Below are 19,302 nucleotides of genomic sequence, written 5' to 3' on the forward strand. Positions count from 1 at the left end.
GGATGATTAGAATCCTTGTGGCGTATTATATCGTTATTTAAACATGCTGCAGGTTGCCCCTGTGGCGTGTTTTATTTTTTTAGTCATTAAGATATCACGTCCAAAGAGAATTCATGAATCCTCTAAGGAATTGGCAGCCTGTTAAGGTGTTAAATAACTTAAAGGAGGTGATACACATGACAATTAACTTATTCTTTATTACGCTGACACTTTCTGTTTCTAAAAAGAAGAAAACCAAAACGGATATTCAACATGATCAAGAGATCCAAAAAAGAATGGAAGAAGTAAAAACAAAGCAATTTGAGAACTTTCACAACATGTAAATGAATGCTGAAGAAAAAAATACTGGAGGCGATGAATATGTTAAAAATCGAATTACTGCTACATTTAATTGTTGAGAAGGACACTGCCTAGCCAAGTTCAATAGGGGAAGAATGAAATTTTAAGAAAAGTTGAAAGAAGGACACAATTGAATGTGTCCTTCTTCTATTACGTATTATTTTTCTTTTAACCGATTTCGCTTTTCCTTTTCTGCACGATAAAACTCATGAAACATTTTCATTAAGGCGCGCTTTTCAATTCTAGATACATAGCTTCTTGAGATACCGAGTTCTTTTGCGATCTCACGCTGTGTCTTTTCTTTTTTTAAATCAAGTCCAAATCTCCCGACAATGACTTCTTTTTCCCTACCATCCAGTATATCAATGTATTGCTTAACTTTTTCCAATTCCATATTTAACTGAATAGTGTCAATTACATCTTCGTTTTCAGATTTTAGTACATCAATTAAACTGATTTCATTTCCTTCTTTATCTTGACCGATGGGGTCATGTAAAGAAACATCTTTTTTAGTCTTTTTTAAGGCACGTAAATGCATAAGGATTTCATTTTCGATACAACGCGCAGCATAAGTAGCAAGTTTTGTTCCTTTACCTTGTGAATAGCTTTCAATCGCTTTAATTAACCCGATTGTTCCGATCGATATTAAGTCTTCAGAATCTTCACCGGTATTTTCAAACTTTTTCACAATATGAGCAACGAGTCGCAAGTTATGTTCAATTAGCAGGTTCCTTGCATACTCATCACCTTCAGACATTTTTTGTAGATACTTCTTTTCGTCTGTAGCAGACAAAGGCTGTGGAAAGGCATTGTTCTTTACATAAGATACTAAGAACACTAATTCTTTTACAAAGAAGCCTAGTGCTGTTATGAGCCCTGTCATACCCCCACCTCCACTAAAAACATAATCTAGGCGCGTGCCTATAAGTCATGTGTATGTTGAAGGAAGCTTGTTTGTGTCTGTACAAATGAAAGTTATTCAGATTCTTTTCTTACACAAACATTTATATTCTCACATTTGTGAGTTTTTTGGACGATGTAGGGTAACAGCCTACGCTTTTATTAGGTTACATACATAGTAATATAAAAAAGGGACTAATAAAGGAGGAAAACAGATGTATGGTTATTCACCATTTGGACCAGCGCCATACCCGTATTACCCTGCAGCTGGTACGGCGGGGTATGGATATTGGTATGCGTTTATTGTAGTATTGTTAATTTTGTTGCTAGTTATTGGTGGAGGTTATTTTTACTACAATCACTATCGTTAACGAAAAATTGACATGTGAAGCCTTCAAGAAATGCCTGAAGGCTTTTATCTTAATGCTGATTCCTTGTTCATTTCTTGCCTGTAAGGAATTAAAGATAGTGGTGCTTCACAACAAATGGTATAATAACATTCACAAATTAGATGTTACATAGGTAGTTGAAGAGTAGTGTAAAAACAGAATGGACAAAGTATAAATAATGAATAAAAAAAAGCCGTCTGGCGACAGTGTTAAGCTTTAAGAAGAAGCTTTTAACACATGTCCCAAAGAACGGCGTTTGATTTCAATCATAATTAATTCTATAAAATCATCATTTAGTTTCATTTCAATCGCTTTGAAGTAGGATTCAATTAGTAGTTCGTCAGAAAGTTTACGCATATGAATGGCCAGTACGTGGCTCTCCACCTCCTAACATTTGTTAGGGTCTTATATATGTAGATATCAGATATAAGACATCTAAAATGTTATATTTTGTTATTAACTTAAATCTAACAGAAATCAAAAGTGAGAACAACCGTTCTGTTATCCACAATTAACAGTGGATAAATTGTGGGTATGTTGTTTATAAGGTAATGAAAATGAGGTATTACAGGGTGGATATTGTGTATAATATTATCCACAAGTGTTGAAGGTGGTCGGAAATTGTCGAAAAGTTTTTGTGATTTTTTGTGATGAATTTTCATATACTTTAATTTTGTTTTGAAAGAATGAAATAAATTCGATATGATGTAAGTTGGCAAAAAAATGAATAATGAGGTGTTAAAAACTCATGCTACAGTTATTTTTACCTGGAGATTATGTAAAAAGTATTTTTCATATATCTCCTATGAAATTAAAGGAAAGCGGAATAAAAGGTATTATTACAGATTTAGATAACACTCTTGTTGAATGGGATCGACCAGATGCAACCCCACAACTGATTGAATGGTTTAAAGAAGTGAAGGAACTTGATATAAAAATTACCATTGTATCTAATAATAATGAATTACGTGTAAAAGCATTTTCAGAACCTCATAATATTCCTTTTATCTATAAGGCTAGAAAGCCAATGGGTAGAGCGTTTTTAAAAGCGGTTAAAGATATGAACTTGAAAAAAGAAGAGGTTGTTGTAATTGGAGATCAGCTTTTAACAGATGTATTAGGTGGAAATCGTAATGGATTTCAGACCATTTTGGTCGTTCCAGTTGCTTCTACAGATGGTTTTTTCACTAGAATAAATCGAAGAATTGAACGCAAGATAATGGCTAATTTGAAACGTAAAGGTTTGATTCAATGGGAGGAATAAAAACGTGTCTGAACAGCAATTTTCATGTATAGGGTGTGGTGTTTCGATTCAAACACAAGATCCTGACAAGCTTGGATATGCTCCAGTAAGTGCTTTAGAAAAAGAGGATATCATCTGTCAAAGGTGTTTCCGTTTAAAAAATTATAATGAAATTCAGGATGTTTCACTAACAGATGATGACTTTTTAAAGATTTTACACGGAATTGGTGAAACAAAAGGATTAATCGTAAAAATTGTAGATATCTTTGATTTCAGTGGTAGTTGGTTACAGGGAATTCAACGATTTGTTAAAGGAAATCCCATTTTATTGATAGGGAATAAAAGCGATATTTTGCCTAAATCAGTAAAAAAACAAAAGCTGATTAACTGGATGAAAAGAGAAGCAAAAGAGCTAGGGTTAAAACCGATTGATGTTTGTTTGGTAAGTTCAGCAAAAGGACATGGCATAAAAGAAGTGGCCGAATTAATTGATGAATATCGAAATGGACAAGATGTTTATGTTGTGGGTTGTACAAATGTAGGGAAATCAACATTTATAAATCGAATGATTAAAGAAGTTGCAGGTGTTAATGATGTTATTACAACATCACATTATCCGGGAACAACATTAGACTTAATTGAAATACCTCTGGACAATGGAGCTTCCTTGTATGACACACCCGGCATCATTAATCACCATCAGATGGCACACTTTGTTGATAAACGCGACCTAAAGTTATTAAGTCCTAAAAAGGAAATTAAACCAAAAGTATTCCAATTAAATGAACAGCAAACCTTATATTTTGGCGGGTTGGCAAGATTAGATTATGTATCAGGTGGAAGAGAAGCACTCGTATGCTATATTCCAACTGAGTTAAATATTCATCGAACTAAACTGGAGAATGCGGATTCCCTTTATGAAAAACATGTTGGAGAGCTTTTAACACCTCCAAGAAAAGATGATGTAGAAACATTTCCGGAGTTAGTTCCTCATGAATTAACGATTCATGAAGGAAAGACAGATGTTGTCTTTTCAGGTTTAGGATGGGTTACAGTCAATAATCCAGGTAAAAAAATCACTGCTTATGCACCAAAAGGAGTAAATGTTACACTGAGAAAATCGCTAATTTAATTAGGGAGAGTTGAGGATGGGGAATTTATATGGACTAATTGGATGTCCGGTAGAGCATTCAATGTCACCGGCCATCCATAATGATGCTTTTAAAGAAAAAAACATGGAACATCATTACCATGCTTTTCATGTTGAACCTGAAGATTTAAAGGAATCTATTAAAGCCCTAAAGTTATTAGGGGTAAAAGGATTTAATGTTACGATTCCACATAAGGTTTCTATTATTCCATTTTTAGATGAACTGCATGAAACAGCAAAGATAGCAGGTGCAGTGAATACTGTAGTGAATGACAATGGTCGATTAATTGGACATAATACAGACGGAAATGGATATGTTGAATCTCTAAAAGAAATGGTGAATAAACCGATTTCAGATCATAAAATTCTAATTATTGGTGCTGGGGGTGCAGCAAGAGGGATATTTCTTGCACTTACTCACCAAGGGTGTCGGGATATTGATATTTCTAATCGTACGATTTCAAAAGCTGAAGAGCTCATTCTAGAGTGTCCTTTTACGAATAATAGCACTGCGTTAACCATACAGGAAGCGGAGGATGTTATTGAAAACTACGACATTATTATCCAAACAACTGCTGTCGGATTACATCCTCATATCGATCAGAAACCTTTATCACTAAAAAATGCTAAAAAGACTGCAATCGTTAGTGATATCATTTATAACCCAATTTATACGACTTTATTGAAAGAAGCGGAGGAGCTTGGGTTAACTGTTCATACTGGTGTTGGAATGTTCGTACATCAAGCAGCACTAGCTTTCCAGATATGGACAAAACAGGCTCCATCAATCGAGAAGATGACAAAAATTGTATATAACCAACTAGGAGGTACATCATGTTAACAGGAAAACAAAAACGTTTTTTGCGTTCTGAAGCTCATCACTTAAATCCAATTTTTCAGGTGGGTAAAGGTGGGGTCAATGAAAATATGATTAAGCAATTATCAGATGCGCTTGAGGCACGAGAGCTTTTTAAAGTGTCAGTTTTGCAAAATTGTGAAGATGATAAAAATACGGTGGCTGAAGAAATTATTAATGGAACAGGTGCAGATCTTGTTCAAATTATTGGAAACACGATTGTATTATATAAAGAATCCAAAGAAAATAAACAAATTCGACTACCTAATTAACAAGTAGGGGGGTATGAGGATGTCAAAAAAAATAGGTATTTTAGGTGGTACCTTTGATCCGCCTCATCTTGGCCACCTATTAATTGCCAGTGAAGTACAGCATGCTCTTTCACTATCAGAAGTATGGTTTATCCCAAATCAAATTCCTCCTCATAAACAATTGGATCATTTTACTAACAGTGATCACCGGCTTAATATGATAAAAATTGCTGTAAAGGATCACGCGGATTTTTCAGTTAATACAATTGAATTAGAACGGGAAGGACCATCTTATACATATGATACTTTAAGATTGCTACGTGAAGAATTTCCTGAACATACGTTTTATTTTATCATTGGAGCAGATATGATTGAGTATTTGCCGAACTGGCATAAAATCGATGAAGTGATCAAATTGGTCAACTTTGTCGGTGTGAAGAGAAGTGGGTATCAAACAAACACACCTTATCCAGTAATGGAGGTTGAAATACCACAGTTTGAGGTGTCTTCAACAATGTTAAGAGAACGATTAAGAAATGGTGGAAATACAGAATTTCTTATTCAGGATGATGTAAGAAGATATATTGAGGAGAATCAATTATATGGAACGTGAGGAAGCCTTAAAAATTGTAGCTGAACAAATAACAGAGCATCGATATGTTCATACATTAGGTGTGATGGAGACGGCTATCCGGCTTGCAAAAACATATGGGGGAGACGTCAAAAAGGCGGAACTGGCAGCCATCTTTCATGATTACGCTAAATTTAGACCGAAAGAAGAAATGGAAAAAATCATTAAAGAACAGGAAATGCCTGCAATTTTATTAAAGCATAATAGTGAGCTATGGCACGCACCTGTTGGAGCATATCTAGTTAAGAAAGAAGTAGGGATTAAGGATAAAGAAGTTTTACAGGCCATAAAATATCATACTTCCGGTCGTCCAAATATGACAATGCTTGAAAAAATCATTTATGTGGCAGACTATATAGAACCGGGAAGACATTTTCCAGGGGTGGAAGAAGTAAGAGAACTTGCAAAAACCAGCTTGAACCAAGCTCTTTTAAAGTCTCTACAAAATACAATGATATTTTTGCTGAAAAAAAATCAAGCCGTATATCCGGACACAATAGAGACATACAATTCGTTAGTATTAGAAGGAGGAAAAACAAGTTAATGACAGGTAGAGATATTTTAACAATCGTAGCAAAAGCAGCTGATAGTAAACGTGCAGAGGATCTGGTTGCACTCAATATGGATGGGATTTCATTAATTGCTGATTATTTTCTTATTTGTCACGGTAACTCAGACAAACAAGTACAGGCCATTGCAAGAGAAATGAAAGAACAAGCTGAAGAAAACGGAATTCATGTAAGAAGACTTGAAGGGTTTGATGAGGCACGTTGGATATTGATCGACTTAGGTGATGTGGTAGCCCATGTGTTTCATAAAGATGAGAGAAGCTACTATAATTTAGAACGTTTATGGGGAGATGCGCCTATCGAAGATCTTGTAAGTGAGCTTGAGCAATGATCTATCAAGGCTTCGCCTATATTTATGATCAATTAATGAAGGATGCTCCTTATGAAATGTGGGTAAATATTATTGAAGAATCGATCTCACTCTATCACCCGGGGGCATCAACCTTATTAGATGTAGGTTGTGGAACGGGAGAAATTGCGGTTTTATTAGCAGATAAACAGCTGTCAGTAACAGGTGTTGATCTTAGCGAGGATATGTTAGCTGTCGCGCAGTCAAAAGCGGATAAAAATAAAGCAAACATTTTATTTCTTCAGCAAGACATGCGAAGTTTAACTGATTTCCCTACCCCTTTTGAAGTCATCACAATTTGTTGTGATTCCCTTAATTATTTAGAGACAGAACTGGATGTACAAGCAACGTTTGAAGCTGTGCATTCACAGCTTCAAAATGAGGGATTGTTTATTTTTGATGTCCATTCACTACATAAAATTCACAATGTATTCGCGAATGCAACATTTACTGATCAAGATGAAGAGGTAAGTTTTATTTGGAATTCCTTTTTAGGTGATGAACCGAATAGTATTGAACATGATATGACTTTTTTTGTGAAAAGAGATGAGTATTATGAACGCTACGATGAGCTCCACTATCAGCGTACCTTTTCTATCGAACAATATTCACAGTGGTTAAAAGAGGCCACTTTTGAAATAGTAAACATTTGTGGAGACTTCGAATTAAATAAAGATCCTAATGATATGACTGAGAGAATATTTTTCATTTGTAAAAAAAGGTGAACTCATTTTAAGTGAGTTCACCTTTTTAAAAAAATTTTAAATAAATAAAGGAGTTTATCATTCCTAAGTAGAATTACTTATTTGGTATTTTACTAAACTGCTCAGAAACTTCTACAAGATCTTCATCGAATTTCTTATGTGTTGCTTGAAATATTTTCTCAAACATATCTCCAACATTTTCTTCAAGTACCTCTATTCCTTTTCCTGTTACTCCACCTTTTACACATACTTTCTCTTGTAAGGTAGGTAACGTGTATAATTCTGTTTCAAGTAATTTACCCATCCCAATAATCATTTCACTAGCTAATACAACTGCTTGATCTTTTGAAATATTCGTTTCAGCTACAGCCCCATCAACAAACCGTTGAAGTAGATAACTGAAAAATGCTGGTCCACAGCTAACAATGTCAGATGAAACCCTTGTAATATCATCTTCAATCTGAACAGGATTTGAAATTTGTTCAAAAAGCTCCTCGATCGTTCTTTGTGACTCTTTATGGCATGAGTTACCAAATGTGAGTAGGGAAACTCCTGAGAAAGCCCGGTTTGTAATGCTAGGAATGGCACGGGCTACTTGACAATGAACAAGTGATTCTAGTTGCTCAACACTTATTGGACTTGTAATCGATACAATGCACTTGTTTGGTGTTAAAAGGTGATCCAGTTTTTTTAATAGGGGGTGTATATCTAATGGTTTAACACATATAAAAACTAAATCAGACCTTTTTACAACTTCATCTGCTGTTTCCATCACATTTGTCTTTGGATATATTTCTTTTATCACCTCGGCCTTCGTGATTGTTCGATTTGTCATATAAATGAATGAGGGTCTAATAGCACCCGACTCAACGAATGATTCAATAAGGATTCTCCCCATGTTCCCTGTTCCAACAAAACCTACATTCAAAGTATATCCCCTCCTTAGAATGCAATTCTCTCCTACACGATATGATATGAAATGTTAATTTATACTATCAGAAGATAAAATTTTATTAATGATAGCAGAAGAAAAACTAAGACTTTTCCATTAGGACTTAGTGATAAGCCAAGTTTTTCTGAAAATTATGTAATAAGGAGTTTGAGATCGTGAATTTCCAGATAAACAAAAAATGGATGATAATCATGTGTATAAGTGTATTAATTGTTTGTTGTTTTTATTATTTTTACGCTAAAGAACCTGTGAAATCTGAAGTAGTTAAGATGGAAGAAATGGACATGAATGAATTTGAAGAAATCATTTCCGTAAATGAAAAGGAACCCGTTGATAATGGAGATGAACATACTTCAATTGTAATTGATGTAAAGGGAGCGGTGCTAAAACCGGGGGTTTATGAGGTTCCTGTGGATGCCAGAGTGTATGAGGCTATTCAAGAGGCGGGTGGATTAAGTGAAAAAGCTGATGAACTAGCAGTTAATTTAGCTTCTCCCCTACAGGATGGAATGGTGGTTTATATCCCTATTAAAGGAGAAACAAAAGAAAATCCCTTTATCTCACAAAATGTTGCTGAAGACCCCTCTCAAAAAAAGGTGAATATTAATCTTGCAACTAGTGAGGAACTTCAAACACTTACAGGAATAGGCCCTTCTAAAGCAGAGGCAATTATTTCTTATCGCGAGGAAGAAGGTCCTTTCACAAAGATTGAAGATCTTCTCGAAGTAACTGGAATTGGAGACAAATCATTTGAGAAATTACGTGAAGAAATTACGGTAAAATGATTTATTTAGGAAGTTTAAATTGACGAATATTTAGTATTGCAGATACACTATAGAAAGAAATATGTCGAGTAGGGGGATAACATCATGGGTCGTATTTCATGGAATCAATATTTTATGTCTCAAAGCCATCTTTTGGCAATGAGAAGCACTTGTACAAGATTAGCTGTTGGAGCAACGATTGTTAGAGATAAACGTATTATTGCGGGAGGATATAATGGGTCAATTGCAGGAGGTGTTCACTGTTCAGATGAGGGCTGCTATGTGATTGAGAATCATTGTGTAAGAACAATTCATGCAGAAATGAATGCTCTATTGCAATGTGCGAAATTCGGAGTGCCGACTGCGGGCGCTGAAATTTATGTCACTCATTTTCCATGCTTACAATGTTGTAAAGCACTAATTCAAGCAGGTATAAAAACCGTTTATTATGCGACTGATTATAAAAACCATCCATATGCTATTGAGCTTTTTGAACAAGCGGATGTCAAAATAGAATATGTTAAATATGAAAAGACAATAAGTGAGGCTGACAAGGATAAAGATGAACTAATCTTACACTTACTTAATAAGCTGTCTGAATCAAATACAGATGATGATGTAGTACAAGCTCTTCGAAACAAAGCAGATCAAATTCTGTCATAACCAAATTTAAGTCAGATCAGTAGAGGTGGAGTGTTAGACTTCTTTCTCTACTTGACTTAACTTCATTTGAAAATAATGTAGAGGTGTTGCATATTAAAGGTTATCTACTTTTCTTCGCAATTTCTGCTTCCTTATCCCTATCATTATGCCGTTTACAATATCATCCGTTTTCTTTAAGTCTCACTCTATTATTCCTTCTTTATATTCTACTTAAATTCAAACCTATCCACGTAATTCTTCATATTTTAACCATTCTTTTCTTTATTTTTCTTTATACCGTTACTGAAAAACATAATCAATCAAGTCTAACTGAAGGGGAGTATTTTACTTTAGGTGAAATAATATCCATTCCAAGAGTTGATGGAAATCAACTACAGGGTCTGATGAAAAATGAGGACAAAGAAAAGCTAACTTTTCGATATGCGATAGAAACAATAGAGCAAAAAGAAGTGGTAAAAAAACTAAAGCCGGGTGATCAATGCATTTTTAAAGGAGAGTTACATACACCAAAAGCAGCAACAATGCCAAATGCATTTGACTATAAGCAATACCTTCATGACCAACATATTCATTGGCAATATAAAATCGAAAAAATTGAGAGATGTTATTCATCAAATCAGTTTAAAGTGGATACTTTTTTATTAGATATTCGATTGAAGGGGCTGGAATTAATTGAACTTCATTTTCCACCTTCATCAGAGGGGATTGTTCAAGCTTTATTATTTGGTGAAAGGCAATTAATTGATGAGGAAGTTGAAAAAGGGTACCAAGCCTTAGGTATTGTCCATTTATTAGCCATTTCTGGCCTTCATGTAGCTATATTAGTAGGTGGCGTATATTATGTCATTATTTATTGTGGAATTACTCATGAAAGAGCAAGATTGATCTTCCTTGTATTATTGCCAATATATATGGTCATAACGGGAGGATCTCCCTCTGTTATTCGTGCATCTTTTATGGTAATACTTTATTTTCTTATTAAAATCTTCCGTTTAAAGATCCCGGCTATTGATGTCATAAGCTTTACTTGCTTATTTTTACTCATTTTTAATCCATATTATCTATTTCAGGTTGGATTTCAATTATCTTTTGTTGTCAGTCTAGGTTTATTACTCTCTGCAAAGGTAATCAGTCAATATAAAAGCTTTTTTGCTATATTAACCATCGTCTCATCCGTCGCCCAACTTTGTTCAATACCACTTTTGTTATTCCACTTTTTTGAAATGTCACTAATTAGTTTACCTTTAAATATGATGTTTGTTCCATTCTATTCATACCTTATTTTGCCGATGTCAATTGCCGCTGCTTTTTTCATCGTCGCTTTTCCTCCTTTAGGCACTATCTTTGTTTCGTTACTGGATAGTATTCTTTCATATTCGCATCAATTTGTATTGTATGTGTTGCAAATGCCATTTTCTACACTAGTAACTGGGAGACCGTCTATTATTTTTATCTTGTTCTATTGTCTTGCAACATATTTTCTTCTTCTAAGAATAGAACAAAGAGTTACATTACATAAAATCTGTCATTCTGTAGGAATTTTAGTGCTGTTATTTATTATTCAAGTTTCCTCTTCTCATGTGAATCCATATGGGAAGGTTATGTTTATCGACGTAGGACAAGGGGATTCAGTGTTAATACAATTACCGTTTAATAAGGGGGTTTTCCTGATTGACACTGGTGGGAGAATTTCTTTTCCGCAAGAAGAATGGGAAAGAACCAAAAGCACATATTCTCTTGTAGAAAACATAACAATACCGTATTTAAAATCAATTGGGATAACAAAAATAAATGGTCTATTTCTAACCCATGGTGATGTTGACCATATTGGTGAGGCGGTTAAACTCATAAATCAAATAAAGATTGAGGACCTGATTATCCCGGAAGGGTTTGTAAGAGGAGATGTTGAAAAAGAGGTGATAGATAAAGCAAATGAAAACAATATTGATGTGGAGGTTGTGCGTACCGGTGATCAGTTGATGTTTAATGATTTTCCTTTTTATATAGTATCCCCCCAGGAGCTAACTGACAGCAAAAATGATGATTCTCTCGTTTTGTGGACTGAGTTAGGAGGAGTGAAGTGGTTATTTACAGGGGATGCTGAACACGGTAGTGAAGAAAAACTTCTTAGAAAATACCCGGGCATACAAGCTGATGTTCTAAAAGTTGGTCATCACGGGAGTAAGGGTTCGACATCTGAACAGTTTCTAGATGCTTTATCACCATCTGTAGCTGTTATTTCTGCAGGATATAACAACAGATACCAACATCCACATCGTGAGGTAATTGAAAAATTAAAAAGTCGGGATATTAAAATATTTAGGACTGATTTACATGGAGGAATTTTATATGAATTTAAAGGAACAAATGGAACCTTTTCGATTCACCCTCCATATGATGAAGTAAAATAGAAAGAAAAAAGAGACTGCACGGAGCAGTCTCTTATGTAGTCAATCATAGTTATGTAGCAATTAGTTTTACAACAGTAGCAATAATGAAAATTGTCGCGAAGAATCCAAATGAGACAACAAATCCTACACCTGAATCGACAGCATCATTACGCTTACTCTGGACGTTCTTTTCAAATTCGTTCACGTTTACCCCTCCTATATCATATTTAGTATAAGCGATTACACTAAAAAAATCTACATTATCTTCTACTTAACAAAGGCTATTTCTTTCCATTGTTGCCTTGATTACTCACAAATAATTTAAAATGGAATGGCTACAATATAGATAACATTGTGGCATCGTTTCGTATTCAGGTTACCTAGGCCCTGGATCGGAACGTTCATATAGATGAAAGGGGATCTGAGCTGTAATCTCAGGTCCCTTACAATTATTTTATAAAAAAAAGCCTGGTAAATGCAAATAGAGTTTCCTTTTCATACTTGCCAAAGTGATGGTTTCATTTTACGATAAGTGAAGTGAAATGAACGATTGGAGAATAAAGATGATTTTTGATATATGGAAGGATATCCAGAATAAAAAATTAAACCCCGTATATTTGCTTTTAGGAGAAGAGGCTTTTTTAATGCAAGAAACATTGCGCTATATTGTTCAAGCTTCTTTACTTGAAGAGGAAAAAGATTTTAATTTATCTATGTATGACATGGAGGATACGGCAATTGAAACAGCCATTGAGGATGCGGAAACTCTGCCATTTATGGGAGAGCGCCGTGTTGTAGTAATAAAAAATCCTGTATTTTTAACAAGTGAAAAAAAGAAGGAAAAAGTGGAACACCGTATTGAAAAACTTGAACAATACTTACAATCACCTGCACCATATACAGTTGTCGTATTTGTTGCGCCATATGAAAAGTTAGATGAGCGGAAAAAGATTACAAAGCTGTTAAAAAAGCAAGCGACAGTAATTGAAATGAAGTCACTATCAGATGCTGATACAAAAAAGTGGATGGTAAGTGTTGCTAGGGAAACACAAGTTGAACTAGAGGGAGATGCCGTTAATCAGCTGCTTTTATTAACAGCAGGGGATCTAATGGTCATTCATCAAGAGTTACAAAAGCTCAGTACATACGTTGGAGAAGGTGGAATCGTTACAGTTGATACGGTTAATCTTCTTGTCGCCAGGACACTCGAACAAAATATATTTGATTTAATTGATCATGTTATTCATAAAAGAGGCAAACAGGCTTTACAGATATTCTATGACCTATTAAAAAACAATGAAGAACCAATTAAAATTCTATCTCTGTTAGTCAATCAATTTCGCCTGATTCTACAGGTTAAGGAATTGTCTACTGTAGGATATGGTCAGCAGCAGATTGCAACAACTGTGAAAGTACACCCTTTCAGAGTCAAGCTTGCCTTACAACAAGCCAGGCTGTTTCAAACGGAAGAATTGGCCAAGATATTAATGGAGTTAGCAGAGGCAGATTACGAAATGAAGACAGGGAAAAAAGATAAACAGCTACTTTTGGAGCTATTTTTATTAAAGTTGTTTAATGAAAAATAACAAAAAACGATCCAAACCGGATCGTTTTTTTGTTTAAGAAAGATTTGATAGCAGGGACTTTAAAGCTCCAGCATATTTTTCTCTTAATATTATGCAGTTAATCCGTTAACACTTTTTGCTAAACGTGATTTGTAACGAGCAGCAGTGTTTTTGTGTACTAAACCGCTTTGTGCAGCTTTATCAATTTTGCTGTTTGCTTCAACTAGTGCAGTTTTTGCATTATCAGCATCATTGTTTAAAACTAGTGCATCTACTTTTTTAATAGCAGAACGCATTGCTGATTTGATAGCAGAGTTATGTGCATTACGCTCATTGCTAGTTTTTACGCGTTTGATTGCAGATTTAATATTTGGCATATCTTTCACCTCCTAAGAAGTAAATCGAGATCTATATTACTCGACCATTTCCTTTACATGAACAAAAGATATTCTATCAAACAGCTACCCATATTGCAATACTAATGTAAAGGAAAATACATTGAAAGCCATTAAAATTTATTACATTTTGGATTCAGGTGAATTTCTCCTTCCGTTTTGAACAAAAATTAGAGAATGTTTCCGTGTATAAATGGCAAGGATATATAGTAGGAATAATGAAATGGGAGGTAATGGGAAAAATGGATAAGTCACTTGATTTAAGTAAATATTCGGTTCGAACAGACTTAGCTGTTGAAGCAAGGGCGATGGCACTTGAGCAGACAGAGGTTGAAAATACATCCAATATTAGCGGGGTTATTATAAAAGAGTGGGAGGAAGAGGGAGTAGGTCTTTCTTCATTGGAGATAGATGAACAGGGTTCTGAAATTGTTGGAAAAAAAGCAGGAAAATATTTAACGCTTGAAGTTCAAGGGATTAGACAAAAAGACACAGAGCTTCAAGAAAAAGTTATTGAAGTTTTTGCAAAACATTTCAGTCAGTTTATTTCTGATTTAAATATTCCTAAAGATGCAAGCTGTTTAGTCGTTGGACTCGGTAATTGGAATGTAACACCAGATGCTCTTGGTCCTCTTGCGGTAGAAAACCTCCTAATTACAAGGCATTTATTTAAGCTTCAACCCGAGAATGTTGAAGAAGGGTTCCGACCGGTTAGTGCTATAGCACCAGGTGTAATGGGATTAACAGGTATTGAAACAAGTGACATCATTTCGGGTGTAATCGAGCAGTCAAAACCGGATTTTGTTATTGCTATTGATGCGTTGGCTGCAAGATCAATAGAAAGAGTAAATACGACTATTCAAATCTCAGATACAGGTATCCACCCCGGATCAGGCGTAGGAAATAAACGAAAGGCATTAAGTAAAGAAACATTCGGCATCCCTGTTATTGCAATCGGTATCCCGACAGTAGTAGACGCTGTATCGATAACAAGTGATACGATCGATTATATCTTAAAGCATTTTGGTCGAGAAATGAACGAAGGTAACAAGCCGTCAAGATCATTAACACCTGCAGGGATGAATTTTGGCGAACGCCGTGTGTTAACAGATGAGGATTTACCAAGTGATGAGCATCGCCAACAATTTTTGGGTATTGTCGGGAGCTTGGAGGATGATGAGAAGCGTAAGCTCATTCACGAAGTACTTGCACCTCTGGGACATAATTTAATGGTAACACCTAAAGAGGTGGATACATTTATTGATGACATGGCAAATGTTATTGCAAGTGGCTTAAACTCAGCCCTTCATCAACAAGTGGATCAAAGTAATTCAGGCAGTTATACCCATTAACACGTTGTTCTACTTTCTTATGCTTGGACATACATTTTAGTAGACAAGCATAAGGAGGATATAAGAATGAAGCGTACTACTACTAGTCGCAATATGATTGTTACCTTAAATGGGACAAGCATAAAAAAGGGAATCGTCATAAGCTTCATTGTTTTGGTCATAACCTTTTTACTTTCCGGTATTTTAACATCGTTAAAACCGGAATACCGATTAACTTCTTCATCCATTCATGATTTAACAAAACACATTGATAGTGAGGCATTTTTGCAATTGTTAGGAGCGGAAAACCGCTATTTTGTTTCCGCGATGCCGGAAAAAGCCGAGCCAATAAAACTATCCTCTATTATGTTTAAAGTGGCAACAAGCATTAACCCTGATGATCCGCGAAGCCTTTTAGGACGGGAGTTACCGGGTTTTTCTCTCTTTGACAGTGAAATTGTTGTTGCCGGAGATGGGACAAACTATACAAATATGCCGTATGAATCACCACCACCAACAGAAGTATTGCTTCAAGAAAGAGAAGCGTCAATTGATAAAAATGATGTCGTCAATGCAGATGATGGTGAACCTAAAACTCCTCCGGCATTAACAACAGGTGACAAAAAAGTAGTGTACATTTACAACACGCATAATACGGAGTCATACCTTCCTCTTTTAGAAGGTGAAGACGATCCTAATCGGGCCATTCATTCCAAGGCTAATGTAACAATGGTTAGTGAACTATTAGGAAAAGCCCTTAAAGAAGAAGGAATCGGCAGTCAAGTGGAAACAACCGATATCCAAGACAATTTGAAACAAAAAGGTTGGAACTATGCCAAGTCTTATACAGCTTCTCGTCCCGTAGTTCAAAGTGCAATGGCAAGTAATCAGGACCTAACGTATATGATTGACATTCACCGTGATTCACAAAGGAAGGACGTCACAACCATAAAAATTGGGGACAAATCGTACGCGAAGCTTGCATTTGTTATAGGTGGAGACAATCCAACAGCGGAAAAAAATGAACAGCTTGCAAAAGATCTTCATGATTTACTACAAGAAAAATATCCGGGTTTAAGTAGAGGTATTTTTGAACAAGGTGGTAAAGGCTACAACGGAGTTTATAATCAAGATTTATCAAATAATGCCATGCTTCTTGAATTTGGTGGTGTGGATAATAACCTCGATGAATTAAAAAATACAATTGCAGCAGTGGCAGATGTTTTTAGTGAATACTACTGGCAAGCAGAAAAGGTGAATGGGGAAACTTCTTCTGAAAAAAAGTAAACTACTTATTGTGAGGGAAGCAAGATGGTAAAATTTATGTTAAAATGCATTGTTCTTTGTTCTGTTCTACTTTTTGGAGTACTTATAGGGATGCAACAAGCTAATCAAGGGATGATTAAAATGAAGGGCTACAATGACCCTGATTTTCAAGGTGCTTTCCAAATTGATAGTAATGAGACTGGTGACGTAGAAGCTTCAATCCTGGGGAATGAGGTTACAAGCCAAGACCTTCAAAAGAAACAAGAACAGTTAGAACAAATTGAAGCTTTTAATATTTTCTCTCAATTAGGTAAACAATTTGCCAATATTGTTAGCAGCGGTGTATCATCTTTGCTTAAAATAGTAACAGAATTTATGGATGGATGAATCATAAAAGCAAAAATTAATGAAAAAGCTGTCAAAAGAGTACATTATATATTGTATCTTTTGACAGTTTTTTATTGTTTGGAACTGAATACCTTTTCTAACCTACTTTAATTTGTCGATTCCAATGCCAGTTCCCTCGATTTTGCAAATTCTATTGGTTATTTGCGACTTTGTTTGAATTTTTGCAATGTGCAAGAATCTTACAGGTTATATTTTTTCTTGCAGCTTTCTAAGCTTTTTTGCAACCGAGTTATACAGAATCATTTCTTGATGGAATAAACTTTGTTCAATGCACGTTTATTATCCATTGAATGTTGATTTGCCAGTTGATATAATGAGAAATAGTGTATTTGTAAGCTATGTAGGAGTGAAGTCATAATATGAACAGAGAAGAAAAGTTAAATAGGCAATCGAAAATACGGAATTTTTCGATCATTGCCCATATTGATCATGGTAAATCAACTCTAGCAGATCGTATTTTAGAAAAAACATCTGCATTAACTCAGCGTGAAATGAAGAATCAATTATTAGATTCTATGGATTTGGAAAGAGAACGTGGAATTACAATAAAATTAAATGCTGTTCAATTAAAATATAAAGCGAAAGATGGAGAGGAATACACCTTCCATTTAATTGATACACCAGGACATGTCGACTTTACATACGAGGTTTCACGAAGCCTTGCAGCATGTGAAGGAGCGATCCTTGTTGTAGATGCAGCTCAAGGAATTGAAGCACAAACACTGGCAAACGTGTATTTAGCTCTTGATAATGATTTAGAAATATTACCTGTTATTAATAAAATCGATCTACCAAGCGCTGATCCAGAACGTGTTCGTCAAGAGGTTGAGGATGTTATCGGTCTAGATGCTTCAGAAGCGGTATTAGCTTCTGCTAAGGCTGGTATTGGAATTGAAGAAATTCTGGAGCAGGTAGTTGAGAAAGTTCCTGCACCACAGGGGGATCCTGAAGGTCCGTTAAAAGCATTGATTTTTGACTCGTTATATGATGCTTACCGCGGAGTAGTTGCCTATATCCGTGTTGTAGAAGGAACGGTTAAAGTGGGTCAAAAGATTAAAATGATGGCTACAGGTAAAGAATTTGAAGTAACTGAAGTAGGGGTATTTAATCCAAAGCCTGTACAGTTAAAAGAATTAAATGTCGGGGACGTAGGTTTTTTAACAGCAGCTATTAAAAATGTCGGAGATACTCGTGTCGGTGATACGATTACAAATGCAAAAAATGGTGCAACTGAGGCACTTCCGGGTTATCGTAAGCTTAATCCTATGGTTTTCTGTGGTTTATATCCAATCGATACGGCAAAATATAATGATTTACGTGAAGCTTTAGAAAAGCTTGAGTTAAACGACTCTTCTCTTCAGTTTGAGCCAGAGACATCACAAGCTTTAGGATTTGGGTTCCGTTGCGGGTTCCTAGGATTACTACACATGGAAATTATCCAGGAGCGAATTGAACGAGAATTCAAAATTGATTTAATTACAACTGCTCCGAGTGTTATCTATGATGTTCATTTAACAGATGGTGAGACAATTAGAGTAGATAACCCTTCTAACATGCCAGACCCTCAAAAAATAGACCATATTGAAGAGCCTTATGTAAAGGCGGCAATTATGGTACCGAACGATTATGTTGGTGCAGTTATGGAACTTTGCCAGAAAAAACGCGGGAACTTTATAGACATGCAATACTTGGATGAAAATCGTGTGAGCATAAATTACGAGATTCCGTTGTCTGAAATTGTGTATGATTTCTTTGATCAATTAAAATCAAACACAAAGGGGTATGCTTCATTTGATTATGAATTAATAGGGTATAAGACATCTACATTGGTGAAGATGGATATTCTGTTAAATGCTGAAAAAATAGATGCTCTTTCATTTATTGTTCATCGTGATTCTGCATACGACCGTGGAAAGATGATTGTTGAAAAACTAAAGGAACTAATTCCACGTCAGCAATTCGAAGTCCCAATTCAAGCAGCAATTGGTCAAAAAATTGTGGCTAGGTCCACAATAAAAGCAATGCGCAAAAACGTACTTGCCAAATGTTACGGTGGAGATATTTCCCGTAAACGTAAGCTCTTAGAAAAGCAAAAAGAAGGTAAAAAACGTATGAAGCAAGTCGGTTCAGTAGAAGTGCCACAGGAAGCATTTATGGCAGTACTACGAATGGATGAAAGCTGATCTT

23 protein-coding genes are annotated in these 19,302 nt (G+C 35.4%); 18 read left to right on the forward strand and 5 right to left on the reverse strand.

The genetic code is table 11. The annotated features are described in order from the left end of the window. Positions 1–176 precede the first annotated feature (176 nt). Positions 177–323: a YrzI family small protein gene (locus tag LC095_RS00755; protein WP_078432409.1), complete on the forward strand. Its 147-nt coding sequence runs from the start codon at positions 177–179 to the stop codon at positions 321–323. A 173-nt stretch (positions 324–496) separates the two neighbouring features. On the opposite strand, the gene sigK is transcribed toward LC095_RS00755, so the two are convergent. After that, entirely contained in the window at positions 497–1,222 is a 726-nt protein-coding gene (gene sigK / locus LC095_RS00760; protein ID WP_226526373.1) for an RNA polymerase sporulation sigma factor SigK, read from the reverse strand. Between the two features lie 232 nt (positions 1,223–1,454). Here sigK and LC095_RS00765 point away from each other — a divergent pair, with 232 nt between their 5' ends. Continuing rightward, positions 1,455–1,610, forward strand: a complete 156-nt coding sequence (locus LC095_RS00765) for a hypothetical protein (protein ID WP_226526374.1) — start codon at positions 1,455–1,457, stop codon at positions 1,608–1,610. A 234-nt stretch (positions 1,611–1,844) separates the two neighbouring features. On the opposite strand, the gene LC095_RS00770 is transcribed toward LC095_RS00765, so the two are convergent. Continuing rightward, a complete protein-coding gene (locus LC095_RS00770; protein ID WP_026558670.1) occupies positions 1,845–1,985 on the reverse strand; it encodes a sporulation histidine kinase inhibitor Sda in 141 nt (46 codons plus the stop codon). A gap of 391 nt (positions 1,986–2,376) precedes the next feature. Here LC095_RS00770 and LC095_RS00775 point away from each other — a divergent pair, with 391 nt between their 5' ends. From LC095_RS00775 to LC095_RS00810, 8 genes are read left to right on the forward strand one after another with little or no spacing between them, the layout of a single operon-like run. Next, positions 2,377–2,892 carry a YqeG family HAD IIIA-type phosphatase gene (locus LC095_RS00775; protein WP_226526375.1) on the forward strand — a complete coding sequence of 172 codons (516 nt, stop codon included), beginning with the start codon at positions 2,377–2,379 and terminating at the stop codon, positions 2,890–2,892. Positions 2,893–2,896: 4 nt separating this feature from the next. Next, entirely contained in the window at positions 2,897–4,003 is a 1,107-nt protein-coding gene (gene yqeH / locus LC095_RS00780) for a ribosome biogenesis GTPase YqeH (protein WP_226526376.1), read from the forward strand. 16 nt (positions 4,004–4,019) lie between these two features. After that, positions 4,020–4,862: a shikimate dehydrogenase gene (gene aroE / locus LC095_RS00785; RefSeq protein WP_226526377.1), complete on the forward strand. Its 843-nt coding sequence runs from the start codon at positions 4,020–4,022 to the stop codon at positions 4,860–4,862. Next, positions 4,856–5,149, forward strand: coding sequence for a ribosome assembly RNA-binding protein YhbY (gene yhbY, locus LC095_RS00790; protein ID WP_226526378.1), 294 nt, complete (start codon positions 4,856–4,858; stop codon positions 5,147–5,149). The genes aroE and yhbY overlap by 7 nt, the downstream gene beginning before the upstream one ends. 19 nt (positions 5,150–5,168) lie before the next feature. Then, positions 5,169–5,741 (forward strand): nicotinate-nucleotide adenylyltransferase, encoded by a 573-nt coding sequence (locus tag LC095_RS00795; protein WP_226526379.1) that lies wholly within the window; start codon positions 5,169–5,171, stop codon positions 5,739–5,741. Beyond that, positions 5,731–6,303 (forward strand): bis(5'-nucleosyl)-tetraphosphatase (symmetrical) YqeK, encoded by a 573-nt coding sequence (gene yqeK, locus LC095_RS00800; protein WP_226526380.1) that lies wholly within the window; start codon positions 5,731–5,733, stop codon positions 6,301–6,303. The genes LC095_RS00795 and yqeK overlap by 11 nt, the downstream gene beginning before the upstream one ends. Then, a complete protein-coding gene (gene rsfS, locus LC095_RS00805) occupies positions 6,303–6,659 on the forward strand; it encodes a ribosome silencing factor (RefSeq protein ID WP_078432402.1) in 357 nt (118 codons plus the stop codon). The genes yqeK and rsfS overlap by 1 nt, the downstream gene beginning before the upstream one ends. Then, on the forward strand, positions 6,656–7,402 hold the full coding sequence (locus LC095_RS00810) for a class I SAM-dependent DNA methyltransferase (protein WP_226526381.1): 747 nt from the start codon (positions 6,656–6,658) through the stop codon (positions 7,400–7,402). The genes rsfS and LC095_RS00810 overlap by 4 nt, the downstream gene beginning before the upstream one ends. Before the next feature lie 73 nt (positions 7,403–7,475). Here LC095_RS00810 and comER read toward each other — a convergent pair whose 3' ends face one another. Continuing rightward, positions 7,476–8,309: a late competence protein ComER gene (comER, locus tag LC095_RS00815; protein ID WP_226526382.1), complete on the reverse strand. Its 834-nt coding sequence runs from the start codon at positions 8,307–8,309 to the stop codon at positions 7,476–7,478. A 179-nt stretch (positions 8,310–8,488) separates the two neighbouring features. Between comER and LC095_RS00820 the strand changes: the two genes are divergently transcribed. From LC095_RS00820 to LC095_RS00830, 3 genes are all read left to right on the forward strand, one after another. Further along, complete coding sequence (locus LC095_RS00820) at positions 8,489–9,118, forward strand: helix-hairpin-helix domain-containing protein (RefSeq protein ID WP_226526383.1); 630 nt, start codon at positions 8,489–8,491, stop codon at positions 9,116–9,118. Positions 9,119–9,202: 84 nt separating this feature from the next. Beyond that, positions 9,203–9,760 carry a ComE operon protein 2 gene (locus LC095_RS00825; RefSeq protein WP_226526384.1) on the forward strand — a complete coding sequence of 186 codons (558 nt, stop codon included), beginning with the start codon at positions 9,203–9,205 and terminating at the stop codon, positions 9,758–9,760. Between the two features lie 83 nt (positions 9,761–9,843). Continuing rightward, positions 9,844–12,171, forward strand: coding sequence for a DNA internalization-related competence protein ComEC/Rec2 (locus LC095_RS00830; RefSeq protein ID WP_226526385.1), 2,328 nt, complete (start codon positions 9,844–9,846; stop codon positions 12,169–12,171). 49 nt (positions 12,172–12,220) lie between these two features. Here the strand turns inward: LC095_RS00830 and LC095_RS00835 are convergent, their stop codons facing one another. Beyond that, positions 12,221–12,355, reverse strand: coding sequence for a YqzM family protein (locus LC095_RS00835; protein ID WP_078432397.1), 135 nt, complete (start codon positions 12,353–12,355; stop codon positions 12,221–12,223). Positions 12,356–12,713: 358 nt separating this feature from the next. On the opposite strand from LC095_RS00835, the gene holA reads away from it, so the two are divergent. Further along, a complete protein-coding gene (gene holA / locus LC095_RS00840) occupies positions 12,714–13,736 on the forward strand; it encodes a DNA polymerase III subunit delta (RefSeq protein ID WP_226526386.1) in 1,023 nt (340 codons plus the stop codon). A gap of 89 nt (positions 13,737–13,825) precedes the next feature. Here the strand turns inward: holA and rpsT are convergent, their stop codons facing one another. Next, positions 13,826–14,092, reverse strand: coding sequence for a 30S ribosomal protein S20 (gene rpsT / locus LC095_RS00845; RefSeq protein ID WP_078432395.1), 267 nt, complete (start codon positions 14,090–14,092; stop codon positions 13,826–13,828). Between the two features lie 260 nt (positions 14,093–14,352). Here rpsT and gpr point away from each other — a divergent pair, with 260 nt between their 5' ends. The 4 genes from gpr (at position 14,353) to lepA (ending at position 19,298) form a co-directional block, all read left to right on the forward strand. Next, positions 14,353–15,462 (forward strand): GPR endopeptidase, encoded by a 1,110-nt coding sequence (gpr, locus tag LC095_RS00850; RefSeq protein WP_226526387.1) that lies wholly within the window; start codon positions 14,353–14,355, stop codon positions 15,460–15,462. Between the two features lie 66 nt (positions 15,463–15,528). Beyond that, positions 15,529–16,728, forward strand: coding sequence for a stage II sporulation protein P (spoIIP, locus tag LC095_RS00855; RefSeq protein ID WP_226526388.1), 1,200 nt, complete (start codon positions 15,529–15,531; stop codon positions 16,726–16,728). 36 nt (positions 16,729–16,764) lie between these two features. Beyond that, positions 16,765–17,094: a YqxA family protein gene (locus LC095_RS00860; RefSeq protein WP_226526723.1), complete on the forward strand. Its 330-nt coding sequence runs from the start codon at positions 16,765–16,767 to the stop codon at positions 17,092–17,094. A 380-nt stretch (positions 17,095–17,474) separates the two neighbouring features. After that, complete coding sequence (gene lepA / locus LC095_RS00865) at positions 17,475–19,298, forward strand: translation elongation factor 4 (protein ID WP_226526389.1); 1,824 nt, start codon at positions 17,475–17,477, stop codon at positions 19,296–19,298. Positions 19,299–19,302: the final 4 nt, after the last annotated feature.

This window comes from Metabacillus niabensis (genome assembly GCF_020524345.1).
GTDB lineage: Bacteria > Bacillota > Bacilli > Bacillales > Bacillaceae > Metabacillus > Metabacillus niabensis_B.